At 63.7% G+C, this 14261-nt stretch carries 14 protein-coding genes, 1 pseudogene and 1 riboswitch; of the genes and pseudogenes, 11 read left to right on the top strand and 4 right to left on the bottom strand.

The annotated features are described in order from the left end of the window. Positions 1-48: 48 nt before the first annotated feature. Both FJ977_RS04615 and FJ977_RS04610 read left to right on the top strand, forming a co-directional pair. Positions 49-1818: an acyl-CoA dehydrogenase family protein gene (locus FJ977_RS04615; protein ID WP_140768950.1), complete on the top strand. Its 1770-nt coding sequence runs from the start codon at positions 49-51 to the stop codon at positions 1816-1818. Positions 1819-1837: 19 nt separating this feature from the next. Beyond that, positions 1838-2587 (top strand): crotonase/enoyl-CoA hydratase family protein, encoded by a 750-nt coding sequence (locus FJ977_RS04610; RefSeq protein WP_140768948.1) that lies wholly within the window; start codon positions 1838-1840, stop codon positions 2585-2587. Positions 2588-2594: 7 nt separating this feature from the next. Here FJ977_RS04610 and pdxH read toward each other — a convergent pair whose 3' ends face one another. Next, positions 2595-3212, bottom strand: a complete 618-nt coding sequence (gene pdxH, locus FJ977_RS04605; protein WP_140768946.1) for a pyridoxamine 5'-phosphate oxidase — start codon at positions 3210-3212, stop codon at positions 2595-2597. 40 nt (positions 3213-3252) lie between these two features. Between pdxH and FJ977_RS04600 the strand changes: the two genes are divergently transcribed. The 4 genes from FJ977_RS04600 (at position 3253) to FJ977_RS04585 (ending at position 6308) form a co-directional block, all read left to right on the top strand. Then, positions 3253-3714 carry an RT0821/Lpp0805 family surface protein gene (locus FJ977_RS04600; protein ID WP_140768944.1) on the top strand — a complete coding sequence of 154 codons (462 nt, stop codon included), beginning with the start codon at positions 3253-3255 and terminating at the stop codon, positions 3712-3714. A 100-nt stretch (positions 3715-3814) separates the two neighbouring features. Next, positions 3815-4741 (top strand): DnaJ C-terminal domain-containing protein, encoded by a 927-nt coding sequence (locus FJ977_RS04595; RefSeq protein WP_140768942.1) that lies wholly within the window; start codon positions 3815-3817, stop codon positions 4739-4741. A gap of 105 nt (positions 4742-4846) precedes the next feature. After that, the gene (fabI, locus tag FJ977_RS04590) at positions 4847-5668 is read left to right on the top strand and encodes an enoyl-ACP reductase FabI (protein WP_140768940.1); all 822 of its coding nucleotides are present in this window, start codon (positions 4847-4849) and stop codon (positions 5666-5668) included. Positions 5669-5720: 52 nt separating this feature from the next. Continuing rightward, complete coding sequence (locus FJ977_RS04585) at positions 5721-6308, top strand: histidine phosphatase family protein (protein WP_140768938.1); 588 nt, start codon at positions 5721-5723, stop codon at positions 6306-6308. A 10-nt stretch (positions 6309-6318) separates the two neighbouring features. On the opposite strand, the gene FJ977_RS04580 is transcribed toward FJ977_RS04585, so the two are convergent. Continuing rightward, positions 6319-6579 carry a DUF1344 domain-containing protein gene (locus FJ977_RS04580; RefSeq protein WP_056564015.1) on the bottom strand — a complete coding sequence of 87 codons (261 nt, stop codon included), beginning with the start codon at positions 6577-6579 and terminating at the stop codon, positions 6319-6321. Between the two features lie 184 nt (positions 6580-6763). Here FJ977_RS04580 and aroC point away from each other — a divergent pair, with 184 nt between their 5' ends. Further along, positions 6764-7870 (top strand): chorismate synthase, encoded by a 1107-nt coding sequence (aroC, locus tag FJ977_RS04575; protein ID WP_140768936.1) that lies wholly within the window; start codon positions 6764-6766, stop codon positions 7868-7870. A 116-nt stretch (positions 7871-7986) separates the two neighbouring features. Then, positions 7987-9087: a 3,4-dihydroxy-2-butanone-4-phosphate synthase gene (gene ribB, locus FJ977_RS04570; protein WP_140768934.1), complete on the top strand. Its 1101-nt coding sequence runs from the start codon at positions 7987-7989 to the stop codon at positions 9085-9087. 57 nt (positions 9088-9144) lie between these two features. Here the strand turns inward: ribB and FJ977_RS04565 are convergent, their stop codons facing one another. Continuing rightward, a complete protein-coding gene (locus FJ977_RS04565; protein ID WP_140768932.1) occupies positions 9145-10368 on the bottom strand; it encodes an MFS transporter in 1224 nt (407 codons plus the stop codon). Between the two features lie 120 nt (positions 10369-10488). Between FJ977_RS04565 and FJ977_RS04560 the strand changes: the two genes are divergently transcribed. Next, positions 10489-11097 carry a TetR/AcrR family transcriptional regulator gene (locus FJ977_RS04560; protein ID WP_140768930.1) on the top strand — a complete coding sequence of 203 codons (609 nt, stop codon included), beginning with the start codon at positions 10489-10491 and terminating at the stop codon, positions 11095-11097. A 92-nt stretch (positions 11098-11189) separates the two neighbouring features. Further along, positions 11190-12173, top strand: a complete 984-nt coding sequence (locus tag FJ977_RS04555; RefSeq protein ID WP_246682816.1) for a hypothetical protein — start codon at positions 11190-11192, stop codon at positions 12171-12173. Positions 12174-12295: 122 nt separating this feature from the next. Here the strand turns inward: FJ977_RS04555 and bluB are convergent. Next, positions 12296-12880 (bottom strand): annotated as a pseudogene (bluB, locus tag FJ977_RS36200) (5,6-dimethylbenzimidazole synthase); the annotation flags it as partial. A gap of 92 nt (positions 12881-12972) precedes the next feature. Next, positions 12973-13155, bottom strand: a riboswitch (cobalamin riboswitch). 177 nt (positions 13156-13332) lie between these two features. Between bluB and FJ977_RS04545 the strand changes: the two are divergent. After that, positions 13333-14259 carry a histone deacetylase family protein gene (locus tag FJ977_RS04545; protein WP_140768926.1) on the top strand — a complete coding sequence of 309 codons (927 nt, stop codon included), beginning with the start codon at positions 13333-13335 and terminating at the stop codon, positions 14257-14259. Positions 14260-14261 lie beyond the last annotated feature (2 nt).

Raw genomic sequence — 14261 nt, 5'->3', positions numbered from 1 at the left:
GCTGGCTCTAGGGTCGGCGAGGCCGATGCATCAGGAGGATCGAGCGGCATGTATCGAGCACCGGTCGAGGATATCGCCTTTACGCTGAAGCACGTGGCTGGGCTCAAGCAGGGGCTCGATACCGGCGCATTTGGCGATCTCAGCGAGGATCTGGTCGATGCCGTCCTTGGCGAAGCAGGCCGTTTCGCCACCGAGGAAGTGGCTCCCCTTTACAAGATCGGCGACGAACACGGTGCGGTGCTGAAGGACGCTGCCGTCACCACGCCGCCCGGCTGGAAGGAGCTCTATCGCCGCTGGATCGATGGCGGCTGGAACGCGCTGTCCGGGCCCGAGGAGTATGGTGGCCAGGCGCTGCCGACCATGCTGGGCGTCGCCGCGCTCGAAATGTGGAATTCGGCCGCCATGGCCTTCGGCATCGGCCCGACGCTGACCATGGGCGCGGTCGAAGCGCTGGACAAGCATGCTTCGGAAGAGCTCAAGGCAAAATATCTCGGAAAGCTCGTCTCCGGAGAATGGATGGGCACGATGAACCTGACCGAGCCGCAGGCGGGCTCGGACCTCGCTGCCTTGCGCGCCCGCGCCGAGCCTGCCGGCGACGGCACCTACCGCATCTTCGGCCAGAAGATCTTCATCACCTATGGCGAGCACGATTTCACCGACAACATCATCCACCTGGTGCTGGCGCGGCTGCCCGACGCGCCTGCCGGCACGCGCGGCATCTCGTTGTTCCTGGTGCCGAAATTCCTGGTTGGCGACGACGGCTCGCTCGGCGCCCGCAACGACGTCTTCTGTTCCGGCCTCGAGCACAAGCTCGGCATCCATGCCTCGCCGACCTGCACCATGATCTATGGCGATGGGTTCCAGGGCTCCAAGCCCGGCGCCATTGGCTGGCTGATCGGCGAGGAGAACAAGGGCCTCGCCTGCATGTTCACCATGATGAACAATGCCCGCTTGGCCGTCGGCATGCAGGGGGTCGCCGTCGCGGAAGCCGCCACCCAGAAGGCGATCGCCTATGCCAATGAGCGCCGCCAGGGCAAGGCGGCGGATTACGCCGGCGCCGGCATGGCGCCGATCGTTCACCACCCCGACGTGCAACGCAATCTCTTGACCATGAAGGCGCTGACGCAGACGGCGCGGGCGATCAGCTACTCCTGTGCCTATGCGATCGACATGGCGCGGGTCTCGGACGGTGACCAGGCCGCGCATTGGCGTGATCGTGCCAATCTTTTGACGCCGCTGGCCAAGGCGTTTTCGACCGATGTCGGCGTCGAAGTGGCCTCGCTCGGCCTCCAGGTGCATGGCGGCATGGGCTTCATCGAGGAGACCGGCGCGGCGGCTCTCTACCGCGACGCGCGCATCGCGCCGATCTATGAGGGCACCAACGGCATCCAGGCGATTGACCTGGTCACCCGCAAGCTGCCGCTCGGCGGCGGCGAGCATGTGCATGGCTTCATCAGCGAACTGGCTGCGGCCGCCAACGCCGTGCGCACCTCAAATCTGCAGGGTTTCGGTCGCACCGCGGATGCGCTCGACGCAGCACTCGGCGATCTGACGCAGGCGACGCGTTTCCTGCAAAAACTGTTGGCGGACGGCCGGACGGAGGAGGCGCTGGCGGGTGCAACGCCTTATCTCAGGCTGATCTCGCTTGCCGCCGGCGGCGCCTATCTGGCGCGGGGCGCTCTTGCCGATCAGGGCCGCATCGGCCTTTGCCGCTTCTTTGCCGAAAACCTGCTCGGCGAGGCGGGTGCCCTGAAAGGGCGTGTTGTCGATGGCGCGGAAAGCCTCGCGGCTGCCGGCAAAACGCTGATCTCAGCCTGACGTTCACAAGGAAAGCACTGTGACTGACCATATCCTCGTCGAGCGCCAGGGCGCCATCCAGGTCATCCGCATGAACCGCCCGGACAAGAAGAACGCGCTGACGCGCGCCATGTACGCCAAGATGTCGCAAACCCTGGCCGAGGGTGACGCCGATCCGGCGATCCGCGTCCATGTGTTCCTCGGCGTGCCTGGCGCGTTCTCTTCGGGCAACGACCTTGCCGATTTCATGGTCGTGGCCACTGGTGGCGATGGCGGCACCGAAGTCTGGGATTTCCTGATGGCGCTGGCCAGGGTCGAAAAACCCATCGTCTCCGGCGTTGACGGCATCGCCGTCGGCATCGGCACCACGATCAACCTGCATTGCGACCTGACCTTCGCCACGCCGCGCACCGTGTTCAGGACGCCTTTCGTCGACCTTGGCTTGGTGCCCGAGGCCGGATCGAGTCTGTTGGCGCCGCGGGTCCTGGGGCAGCAAGGCGCGTTCGCGCTGCTTGGCCTTGGCGAGGGCTTTTCCGCCGAGCGCGCGAAGGCCGCCGGCCTTATCTACGATGTGGTCGAGGAGGGGGCACTGGAGGCCTCGGTGCTGGCGGCTGCCGGCCAGATCGCGGCCAAGCCGCCGCAGGCGCTGAAGATCGCGCGCGACCTCATGCGCGGCTCACGCGACGATCTCGTCGCGCGCATCGGCGAGGAAAGCGAGCATTTCCGCGAGCGGCTGAAGTCCGACGAGGCGCGCGCGGCGCTCACGGCGTTCATGACAAGGAAGAAGTAGCAATTCCTCAGGGATAAAGCCGCGTCTTGTCCCAGCCGCCCTTGGCGCTGCGTGAAAAGACCACCCGGTCATGCAATCGGAACGGCCTGTCGTGCCAGAACTCGATCGTCTTCGGAACGATGCGGAAACCCGACCAGTGTTTCGGCCGCGGAATCTCGCCGATGGCATGACGCGCCGTGTATTCGGCGACCGCCTTCTCCAGCGCGAAGCGGCTTTCGAGCGGCCGTGACTGTTTCGAGGCCCAGGCACCGATGCGGCTGCCGCGCGGCCGCGTCGCATAATAAGCATCGGCCTCGGCGTCGCTGACGATTTCCACCGGGCCGCGAATGCGCACTTGGCGGCGCAACGATTTCCAATGGAAACACATCGCCGCCTTCATGCTGCCAAGAATCTCCTGGCCCTTCGCGCTCTCGAAATTCGTGTAGAAAACAAAGCCGCCTTCATCGAATCCCTTGAGCAGCACCATCCGCACATCCGGCATGCCCTCGGCATCGACGGTAGCCAGCGCCACGCCATTGGCATCATTGATTTCGCTCTTGGTGGCGTCGTCCAGCCATGCGGCAAAGAGCCGAAACGGCTCGGCCGACTCGGTAAAGTCACTGCTTGTTAACTCTGTGTCACTCATAGTTTTTCTCAAATTGTCATGAACCGGGGGAGGTTGCCGATTGTCGCGTATTGCGCAAGCTTTTGACAGCAGGCAATGGAGCGTTATCGCTTCGGCCAGCGCGAAAGCGGCGATCGTGTCAATCGCCCTGCCACTTGTTGGCTGCGGCGCGGGCGGATTCAGCCTGGAAAAAGCCGAAGTCGACCGCTCGATCCTGACCAGCAGCACCTCGGCTTCATCCGCGCCCGCCGATTCGGATCGCGACTCCGATCAGACGACGATCGGCAATGCGGTGTCCTCCGCCGATATCGAGCAACTCGGCGGCCAGGCCGTGCCGTGGGCGAATGCCGGCACCGGGTCGCGTGGCTCCATCACCGAACTGGCGGAGCTGAAGGACAGGGGGCAGACGTGCCGCCGCTTCAGGGCCTCACGCGAAAGCTTTGACGGCGTTGCCATGTTCGAGGGTGAACTGTGCCTCGCCGGCGCCGGCGGCTGGCGCATGCAGGGCTTCAAGGCGCTCTGACTTTCCGCTTTTGATATGACGCCCCGCTACTGGAATTTCTTCCTATGCGAGCGCATATAGGGGGCAAGTATGGACTCAACTCTTCTCCAGGGCAGAACGCATGCGCGACCCGTATGAGGTGCTGGGCGTTGCAAAGAACGCATCGGCCAAGGACATAAAATCGGCGTACCGGAAACTCGCCAAGAAACATCATCCGGATCAGAATCCGAATGATCCCAAGGCGAAGGACCGTTTTTCCGCGGCCAACCAGGCCTATGAGATCGTCGGCGACGAGAAGAACCGTGCGGCTTTCGATCGCGGCGAGATCGACGCCGACGGCAAGCCGCGCTTCCAGGGGTTTGAAGGCGCCGGCGGCGGCGATCCCTTCGGCGGCTTTCGCCGCCAGCAAGGGGCAGGCGGCTCGCGGTTCGAATTCCGCTCGGGGCGTCCCGGTGGCGATCCGTTCGACGGCAACAGCGATATTTTCAGCCAGATTTTCGGCGACGCCTTTTCCGGCGCGCGCGGCGCGGGCCAGGGCGACCGCCGCCAGCCCGCGACGGCGGCCGATCTGAACGTCACGCTCGACGTCACCATCGAGGAAGCCGCGAACGCCGAAAAGGTGACGGCGATGTTTCCCGATGGCCGAAAAGTGGCGGTCAAACTGCCGGCCTTTGTCGAGGATGGTCAGACCATCCGGTTGAAGGGGCAAGGCGAGCAGGGGCCGGGCCAACCCGGCGACGCGCTGGTCAAGATCCATATCCGCCGGCACCCGCGCTACCGCATCGAAGGCCGCGACCTGCATGCCGATCTGCCGGTGCCGCTGGCGGATGCGGTGCTCGGCGCCAAGGTGCCGGTCGAGACACCGACCGGCAAGCTCGCGGTCAACGTTCCCGCCTGGTCGAGTTCCGACAAGGTGCTGCGCCTGAAAGGGCGGGGTCTTCCGGAAAAGGCCGGCGGCCATGGCGACCTCTACGCCCATGTGCGCATCATGCTGCCGGAAGGCGGCGACAACGCGCTGGAAACGCTGTTGCGCGGCGAAAAAGGCTGATCCAGCGCTTTTGTCCCCCGAACTGTCCGGTTTGAGCGCTTGAAGGGGCAGTGTGCCTGTGCGATAGGCACTCCACAAAGCACAAACCTTGCGGAGAGCGCTCACATGGCGGGTGGACAGGGCCTGATGGCCGGCAAGCGCGGCCTCATTCTTGGCGTCGCGAACAACAGGTCGATTGCCTACGGCATCGCCAAGGCCTGCGTTGATCATGGTGCCGAAATCGCGCTGACCTATCAGGGCGAGGCGTTCAAGAAGCGTGTCGAGCCGCTGGCGGCGGAACTCGGCGCCTTTGTCGCCGGCCATTGCGACGTCACCGACCCGGCGAGCCTCGACGAGGTTTTCGCCAATGTCGCCAAGCATTGGGGCGGCAAGCTCGACTTCCTCGTCCACGCCATCGCTTTTTCCGACAAGGACGAACTGACCGGCCGCTATGTCGAGACGACGCGCGACAATTTCCTGCGCACCATGGACATTTCGGTCTATTCCTTCACCACCATAGCCAAGCGCGCCGAAGCGCTGATGACCGATGGCGGCTCGCTGCTGACCCTGACCTACTATGGCGCCGAGAAGGTGATGCCGCACTACAACGTCATGGGCGTCGCCAAGGCCGCGCTCGAGGCCAGCGTGCGTTACCTCGCCGTCGATCTTGGCGCCAAGAAGATCCGCGTCAATGCCATCTCCGCCGGGCCGATCAAGACCCTGGCCGCCTCCGGCATCGGCGACTTCCGTTACATCCTTAAGTGGAACGAATATAATTCGCCGCTAAAGCAGACGGTCACGCAGGAAGAGGTCGGCGATTCCGGCGTCTATTTCCTGTCCGACCTGTCGCGTGGCGTCACCGGCGAAGTGCATCATGTCGATTCCGGCTATCACGTTGTCGGCATGAAGGCGGTCGACGCGCCCGATATTTCGACGGTCAAGGACTAACTCCCTCCGCTCATCCTCCGCCCAGGCCTTTGCCCGACCTCCGGAAGACCTGATGTACCCGCTGGTTTATATCGTGCGCCACGGCCAGACTGCGTGGAACGCCGAGTTCCGGCTTCAGGGCCAGGCCGACACCGATCTCAATGCGCTTGGCCGCGAACAGGCGACCGGAAACGGGCATCGGCTGGCCGAACTTGTCGGTGATGTCAGGGATTTCGATTTCGTCGCGAGCCCGATGCGGCGGACGCGCGAAACGATGGAACGCATCCGCGCCGCGATGAAACTCGATCCGCTCGCCTATCGAACCGATGTCAGGCTGGTTGAGGTCAATTTCGGCGACTGGCAGAGCTTTACTTTTGCCGAGCTCGAGACGGAGTCTCCCGGAGCAAGCCGGTCACGCGCCCTGGACAAATGGAATTTTCAGCCGCCCGGCGCGGGGGCGGAAAGCTACCAGATGCTGCTCGAACGGGTGAAACCCTGTTTCGACGAGATCGACCGCAGGACGATCTGCGTGACGCATGGCGGCGTGATGCGCACCCTGTTCCGCTTCGTGCTTGACATGGCCGAGGACGAGGCCGCGAACCTGGAGATACCGCAGGATCGCGTGCTCAAACTCGAAGGACAGAGCCTGGAGTGGCTTTAAGCCGCCTGGGCTAGTTCGTGTCGCTGTCCGGCAACTGCATATCGGTCACGACATTCTCGCCATTGGTCACGTCGTAAGCGATGACGATGTCCATGCCCGGCTTCAGGGAGTCGAGATCGGTTTCGGCGTTCAGCTTGTAGGATTTGCCGTCGTCCAGCGTCAGCGTCAGCGCATCCTTGTCGATCTTCTTGATCAGGCCTTCGGTCTGTCCGGCGAAGGCGGCGGTGGAACAAAGCAGCATGGCGGCAACAGCGCCAATCAGGGTACGCATGATTGTCCTCTTTGGTCATTGCGCCGGCACTGTGGCGGCGGATCCTCAACGGCGGATGGAAGAAAGCAGAAACCAGCCGAATGTGTCAAAACTTAAACGGCGGGGATGACAGTTTGACCACCGCAAAAAACGCCAATAGAAGGCAGGCTTCAACCGGCTCGGCTGCCGGGCAGGGCAGTTTTCCATGTCTCACAACACGTTCGGCCATCTTTTCCGCGTCACCACCTGGGGCGAAAGCCATGGGGCGGCGCTCGGCTGCGTGGTCGACGGCTGCCCGCCCGGCATCCGCTTCACGCGGGACGAGATCCAGGCCGAACTCGACAAGCGCCGGCCGGGCCAGTCGCGCTTCGTCACCCAGCGCCGCGAGCCGGACGAGGTGAAGGTGCTGTCCGGTTTCGTCCTCGACGGGGACGGCCAGACGATGATCACCACCGGCACGCCGGTCTCGATGCTGATCGAGAATGTCGACCAGCGGTCGAAGGACTATGGCGAGATCGCACGCCAGTACCGGCCGGGCCATGCCGACTACACCTATGACGTCAAATACGGCATACGCGACTATCGTGGCGGCGGCCGCTCCTCGGCCCGCGAGACGGCCGCACGCGTTGCTGCCGGAGCGCTTGCCCGCAAGGTCGTGCCGGGCATGGTGGTGCGCGGCGCATTGGTGTCGATGGGCGAGAAGTCGATCGATCGCGCCAATTGGAACTGGAATTTCATCGGTGATGCCGAGAACCCGTTCTTCACGCCTGATCCCGCCTCGGTTCCCGTCTTCACGCAATACCTCGACGGCATCCGCAAGGCCGGTTCGTCGGTCGGCGCGGTGATCGAGATCGTCGCCGACGGCGTTCCGCCAGGTCTCGGCGCCCCTATCTACGCCAAGCTCGACCAGGACATCGCCTCCGGGCTGATGTCGATCAATGCCGTCAAGGGCGTCGAGATTGGCAACGGCTTCGAGGCCGCCCGTATCACCGGCGAACAGAATGCCGACGAGATGCGCATGGGCAATGACGGCAAGCCGGTGTTCCTGTCCAACAATGCCGGCGGCATCCTCGGCGGCATCTCGACCGGCCAGGCGATCATTGCACGCTTCGCCGTCAAGCCGACCTCGTCGATCCTGACGCCGCGAAAGTCGATCGACAAGGACGGCAACGACGTCGAGGTAATGACCAAGGGCCGCCACGACCCCTGCGTCGGCATCCGCGCCGTGCCGATCGGCGAGGCGATGGTTGCCTGCGCGATCGCCGATCATTATCTGCGGCATCGAGGACAGACGGGGAAGGGAGGGGAATAGGGCAGTAAGCCAGTAGGGCAGTATGTTACGCTGCCTGCCGAAAGAGCCCAATTTTCCTTTTCCCTACTGCCTTACTGCCCTATTCCCCTACTGCCCTGCGAGCAAAGCGAGCGCCAATGCCTTACGATCAGAAGAAGATTGTCGAAGCCATCCGAGCCTTCGAACGTGGCGAGATCGTCGTCGTCATGGACGATGACGGGCGCGAGAATGAGGGCGACCTGATCGTCGCCGCTGTTCACTGTACGCCGGAAAAGATGGCCTTCATCGTGCGCAACACCTCCGGCATCGTGTGCACGCCGATGCCGCGCGAGGAGGCCAAGCGGCTCAACCTGCAGCCGATGGTCGCCGACAATGATTCCGCCCACACCACCGCCTTCACCGTCAGCGTCGATTTCAAGCATGGCACGACGACAGGCATTTCGGCCGACGACCGCACGCTCACCGTGCGCAACCTCGCCAATGGCAATGTCGGCGCCTCCGATTTCGTCCGTCCCGGCCACATCTTTCCGCTGATCGCGCGCGAAGGCGGGGTCCTGATGCGTTCGGGCCATACCGAGGCCGCCGTTGATCTCTGCAAGCTCGCCGGCTTGCCGCCGATCGGCGTCATTTCCGAACTCGTCAATGACGACGGCACCGTCAAGCGCGGCCCGCAGGTGCAGGCTTTCGCCGAAGAGCATGGCCTGAAACAGGTGTCGGTTGCCGACCTCATAGCCTATCGTCAGCGCAAGGAAACGCTGGTCGAGCGCGTCGCCTGCTCCGATATCGACACGCTCGGCGGCAAGGCGCAGGTCTTCACCTACACGCTGCCGTGGGACACGATGCATCACGTCGCTGTCGTTTTCGGCGACATCCGCGATGGCGAGGACGTGCCGGTGCGGCTGCATTCCGAGGATGTGGTGACCGACGTCTTCGGCACCAGCCATCGGCTGGACGGCATCATGAAGGCGATGGGCGAGCGCAAGCGCGGCGTCATCGTCTATCTGCGCGAGGGGTCCGTCGGCGTTGCGCATCAGGAACGCAAACGGCCGGCAAGCGGCGACCGCGAGGATCATGAAGAGGCCCGCCGGCGCGAGAACGAATGGCGCGAGATCGGCCTCGGCGCGCAAATCCTGAAGGACCTCGGCATTTCGTCGATCAACCTGATCGCCTCGCGCGAGCGCCACTATGTCGGCCTTGAAGGCTTCGGCATCCACATTGCGAAGACCGAGATTCTCTAGGCCATGTTGATATTCAGGTGAGGTCGGCCTGACCTGAATCTCGACATATCCAGGCGGTCACTCGGCCGGAACGGCGGCGGCGTCGCATCCCTCCAACTCGCATTTGTGGGTGGCAAGGCTGCGCTGGCCAAGCAGCACGGTGATCAGCGCGATGGTGCCTGCCGCCACTGAAACCCAGAACCCGTTCTGGGCGCCGAATGCGTCCACCACGGCGCCGGCGGCGAAGGAGCCCAGCGCCATGCCGATACCGATCCCCGTGGTCACCCAGGTGATGCCCTCCGTCAGCATCGCTTCGGGCACATGCCGCTCGATCAGGCCGAAGGCCGTGATGAAGGTCGGCGAGATGGCCACGCCGCTGATGAAGACGGTGAGTGCGAGAAGCGGCACGGTGCCGGCCGTGAGCGGCAACAGCGTGCTGACCGCGATGACGGCTACCGCGATGGCCAACTGGCGTTGCAGCGGTGTTTTCAGATTGAGCGCGCCGACAATGATGCCGAGCACGAACGATCCCAGCGCGTAGACGCCAATGACGAGGCTGGCGGCGCCGGGTTGGCCGAGTTCCTTGGTGATTGCCACGGTGCTGACTTCCGTCGTCGCGAAGGTGGCGCCGATGAAGATCAGGGCGAATGTGATGATCTGTACCGGGCGCAGGCGGATTGCGGAGCCGCTCGAGCCGTGACCCATCGGCCGCACTTGCGGCTCGGTCGATCGCTGCAGGATGAACGCCGTCGAGCCCAAGGCAAGGAACAGCGTGCTCGCCAGCATGCCCGCTTCCGGGAACAGGGCGGCACTCAAGCCCACCGACAGCGATGCACCGGCGATGTAGACCAACTCGTCCGCCGCCGACTCGAAGGCGAAGGCGGTGTTCATCTCGGGCCGGCCGCGGAAAATCTCGGTCCAGCGTGCGCGCACCATTGCCGGCATGCTGGGCATTGCCGCGGCCAGCAACGCCGACACGAACAGCGTCCAGACCGGCCAGTCCTGATTGGCCGATGCAATCAGTGCCAGGAATGCGAGCACGGAGATGATTGTGGTAGGCACGACGATCCGGGTCTGGCCAAGGCGGTCGACCAGTCTTGATATTTGCGGCGCCAGGAAAGCGTTGGCCAATGCGAATGTCGCCGAGACAGCGCCGGCCAGCCAGTATTCGCCACGCGTTTGCGACAGCATCGCCACGATGCCGATAGGCGCCATGGCTATCGGCAGGCGCGCCAGGAAACCGGCGGCAGCGAAGCCCTTGGCTCCGGGGGCGCGAAATATCTCTGAGTAAGGGTTCTGCATGATCCGGTTCCTCGACAAAAGGCGCTCCGACAATTACATACGGAGCGTATGAGAACTAGATAGACCATACGCGGCGTATGTCAATTGGCATACGAGACGTATGTTAATAGGACCCGAAGCATGCGCAGACCCCGCAAGGAGATGATCGCCGAAACGCGCGCCAAGCTGATCGCCGCGGCCCGCCAGGCCTTCGGGACGATCGGATATGCCGAGGCGTCGATGGACGATTTCACCGCATCCGCCGGACTGACGCGCGGCGCGCTCTATCATCACTTCGGCGACAAGAAGGGGCTGCTGGAGGCGGTTATCGCCGAAATCGACGGCGAGATGGCGGCTCGGGTGAACGAAGTCGCGTCGAGAGCGCCGACCCGCTGGCAGCGTTTCGTCGACGAATGCACCACCTATATCGAGATGGCGCTGGAGCCGGAAATCCAGCGTATCATGTTCCGGGATGGCCCGGCTGTGCTGGGCGATCCGGCACAATGGCCGAATGCCAATGCCTGCGTCGGCTCAATGACCGATCATCTGACCGCGCTGCAGGGGGAAGGTGTGGTCGTCCCGGGCGTCGACCCTGAAACGGCCGCACGGCTTATCAACGGGGCGAGCAGCCAGGCGTCGCAGCGGATCGCCAATTCAAACGACCCCGAAGCCACGTCGAGGAAGGTGGTGGCGGCGTTCAAGCAACTGCTTGAGGGTCTGCTCAAGGAACCGGGTCCGCAATCGAGCTGAAGTCCTGTCTGCGGCCTGGTGCCCCGCCCATGATTGACAATCTTCGGTTAGAGCGCATCCTCCCCAGCCATCTCTGAGGGGAGATTCGGGGCATGTGGGATTTCGATATCGGCAGGTCGGTGTCCATCATGATGCGGACCTGGCCTTTCATTGTCTTTCGCATGATCGTCTATTTCGGCATCACGCTGGCCTACATCATGGCGACCGGCACGGGCGCCTCGGTCGGCTATGGCGTCGGCCATATCTCCACTGATCCCGATGGGCCGCTGTCCTTTGCCCTGTGGGGCGGCGTGGTCGGTTTCGGCATCGTCTCTATCGCCGTCTACTGGATCCGCGAATACATCCTCTACGTCGTCAAGGCCGGCCATATCGCCGTCATGGTCCACCTGATCGACGGCCATGATGTCCCTGACGGCCAGAACCAGATCGCCTATGCCCGGCAGGTCGTGACCGAGCGTTTCGCCGAAGCCAACATCCTTTTCGTCGTCGACCAACTGGTCAAAGGCGCCATCCGCGCCATCACCGGCCTGCTCGGCGGCGTCGCCGCCTTTCTGCCCATTCCGGGCCTGAGCGGCCTGGTCTCCTTCATCAACACGGTGATCCGCCTGTCGTTGACCTATGTCGACGAGATCATCCTCGGCTACAACATCCGCATCAATTCGTCCTCACCCTTCGAGACCGCGCGGCAAGGCGTCGTTCTCTACGCCCAGAACGGCAAGACCATGGTCAAGAACGCCGTCTGGCTGGCGGTCATCATGTGGGGCGTGTCGTTCGTGATCTTCCTGCTGATGCTGGCGCCGGCCGGCGCCATTCTCTTCCTGATGCCCGGACAACTCGCCGGCTGGGCCTTCGTGCTGGCCATCGTCTTTGCCTGGGCCTTCAAGGCGGCGTTCATCGAACCCTTCGCCATCGCCTGCCTGATGCAGGTCTATTTCAAGACCATCGCCGGCCAGGTGCCTGATCCGGCCTGGGACATCAGGCTGGCCGAGGCATCATCGAAATTCAGGGAACTCAAGGACAAGGCGCTTTCCTCCTTCGGCGGCTCGCGCTGGGGCACGGCCGGCGCGACGCGCTGATCGGCCGGGCAGGCGGTCGCCTGTACGGTATCGACGGCGTTAAGGCGCGCCACCGCTGACTTGAGCGATGCCTCACCTTGCCCGCAAAAGGTCTCGCTCATGATCAGTTCGGGCAGGGGCAGGCGCCGGCCCCAGCCGTGCGTTTCAAGGTCCGGTTTGGGCGCGAATTCGGAAACCCGGCCGACGCAGAGATAAGCGATCGGCGTTACATGGTCGGGAATGGACAGCAGGCTTTTCAGTGCCTGCGCCTCGATGATGCTGACCCAGCCGACGCCGACGCCTTCGGCGCGTGCCGCCAGCCAGAAATTCTGCACCGCGCAGACCGTGCTGTAGAGGTCCATCTCCGGATTGTGCCAACGTCCCAGTGGCGAGCCCTTCGAGCGCTGGCGGTCGCAGGTGATACAGATGTTGAGCGCGCTTTCGCAGATGCCTTCCAGCTTCAGCTTCCGGTAAAGCGCCTGCCGTTCTTCCTCGATTTCGGGCAGTTCCTGTTCTCGCGCGGCGAGGAACAGATCGCGCACTTTCTCCCGTCGCGCGGCATCGCGGATGACGATGAAATTCCACGGCTGCATGAACCCGACCGACGGCGCGTGATGGGCGGCAAGCAGCAGCCGCGCCAGCACCTCATCGTCGAGAGGAGCAGGCAGGAAATGACTGCGCACATCGCGCCGCGTGAACATGGCGCGGTAGACCGCGTCGCGCGCCATCTGGTCAAATCCATCGCTGACAGGAGCGGTCATAGCATCCGGCATCGCTTGTCCCCTTGCGATTGCAAACCATGTCCTCCGCCTGACCATGCGGATGACGGTGCCTGCCAGGCCGGTCTTCTGGCTCGGGATCAACCCGCGTCCGGTGCCTTCCCGTCATCGACAGTGGCATTTACCGGCGCGGTCCCCCTCACAGCGTTGGGCACGCCACGGAATTCAACCGTGTTCCCGATTCTCCCGCCAGAGCATTTGCAGCCAAGTGGAATCACTTGGCGCCGCAGAATGCGGCTAGACAAACAAACTGGCGGGCACCAGGCAGTGACGGCGACCTTATGCCGAAGTGTTCGCGGCGCCAATCCCCACAGCGACGCCAATGGACGCAGAAGTGATTTTCCCCAGCCATCGGGCCGCGACGCATGGCCATCGCGGCGTTGGGGCACTAGATAGGGACCATGGCCACTCGTCTCTACACGCATCCGATCTTCCTTGAGCACATCACGCCCCCCGGTCACCCCGAGCGGCCGGACCGCTTGCGCGCCATCGAGCGCGTGCTTGACGACGAAGCCTTTGCCGAGCTTGACCGCGTCAAGGCGCCTGAAGGCGACGAGGCCACCATCCTTTACGCGCATCCGGCCGATTTCGTCGCGCGCGTGCGCGCCGCCATCCCTGACGAGGGCATTGCCCGCATCGATGCCGACACCACCGCCAGCCCGAAGAGCTGGCAGGCGGTGATAACCGCGATCGGCGCTGCCAACGCGGCCGTCGACGACGTCTTCGCGGGCCGCGCCGACAATGTCTTCGTCGCCGCCCGGCCACCCGGCCACCATGCCGAAAAGACCACCGCAATGGGCTTTTGCTTCTTCAACACGGCCGCGATCGCGGCCCGCTATGCGCAGAAGAAGCACGGCGTCGAGCGTGTCGCTGTCGTCGACTGGGATGTGCACCACGGCAATGGCACGCAGGATATTTTCTGGGACGATCCCTCGGTGCTCTATTGCTCGACGCACCAGATGCCGCTTTATCCCGGCACTGGCGCAAAGAGCGAGACCGGCGCCGGTAACATCGTCAACGCACCACTGGCGCCGCAGACAGGCAGCGAGGTGTTTCGCGATGCCTTCCTGTCGCGCGTCCTGCCGGCGCTCGACAATTTCGCACCCGACCTGATCATCATTTCGGCCGGTTTCGACGCGCATCACCGTGATCCGTTGGCCGAGATCAACCTGACCGAGGACGATTTCGACTGGGCGACCGGCCAGCTGATGCAGCGCGCCGCCCGCCACAGCGGCAACCGGCTCGTCAGCCTGCTTGAGGGCGGCTACGATCTGCAGGGACTGGCATTTTCGGTCGCCGCCCATGTCGGGCGACTGATGAAAGGATGAAT

The organism is Mesorhizobium sp. B2-1-3A (assembly GCF_006442655.1).
In the GTDB taxonomy this organism is placed as follows: domain Bacteria; phylum Pseudomonadota; class Alphaproteobacteria; order Rhizobiales; family Rhizobiaceae; genus Mesorhizobium.
This window is presented reverse-complemented; position numbering and strand designations above follow the sequence as displayed.

Bases quoted from the DNA above. Each gene is read 5' to 3' on its own strand.
- FJ977_RS04595 (WP_140768942.1), top strand. From the start codon at position 3,815: ATGCGCGACCCGTATGAGGTGCTGGGCGTTGCAAAGAACGCATCGGCC.
- fabI (WP_140768940.1), top strand. From the start codon at position 4,847: ATGGCGGGTGGACAGGGCCTGATGGCCGGCAAGCGCGGCCTCATTCTT.
- FJ977_RS04565 (WP_140768932.1), bottom strand. From the start codon at position 10,368: ATGCAGAACCCTTACTCAGAGATATTTCGCGCCCCCGGAGCCAAGGGC.
- FJ977_RS04585 (WP_140768938.1), top strand. From the start codon at position 5,721: ATGTACCCGCTGGTTTATATCGTGCGCCACGGCCAGACTGCGTGGAAC.
- aroC (WP_140768936.1), top strand. From the start codon at position 6,764: ATGTCTCACAACACGTTCGGCCATCTTTTCCGCGTCACCACCTGGGGC.
- FJ977_RS04560 (WP_140768930.1), top strand. From the start codon at position 10,489: ATGCGCAGACCCCGCAAGGAGATGATCGCCGAAACGCGCGCCAAGCTG.
- FJ977_RS04545 (WP_140768926.1), top strand. From the start codon at position 13,333: ATGGCCACTCGTCTCTACACGCATCCGATCTTCCTTGAGCACATCACG.
- FJ977_RS04615 (WP_140768950.1), top strand. From the start codon at position 49: ATGTATCGAGCACCGGTCGAGGATATCGCCTTTACGCTGAAGCACGTG.
- ribB (WP_140768934.1), top strand. From the start codon at position 7,987: ATGCCTTACGATCAGAAGAAGATTGTCGAAGCCATCCGAGCCTTCGAA.
- pdxH (WP_140768946.1), bottom strand. From the start codon at position 3,212: ATGAGTGACACAGAGTTAACAAGCAGTGACTTTACCGAGTCGGCCGAG.
- FJ977_RS04555 (WP_246682816.1), top strand. From the start codon at position 11,190: ATGTGGGATTTCGATATCGGCAGGTCGGTGTCCATCATGATGCGGACC.
- FJ977_RS04580 (WP_056564015.1), bottom strand. From the start codon at position 6,579: ATGCGTACCCTGATTGGCGCTGTTGCCGCCATGCTGCTTTGTTCCACC.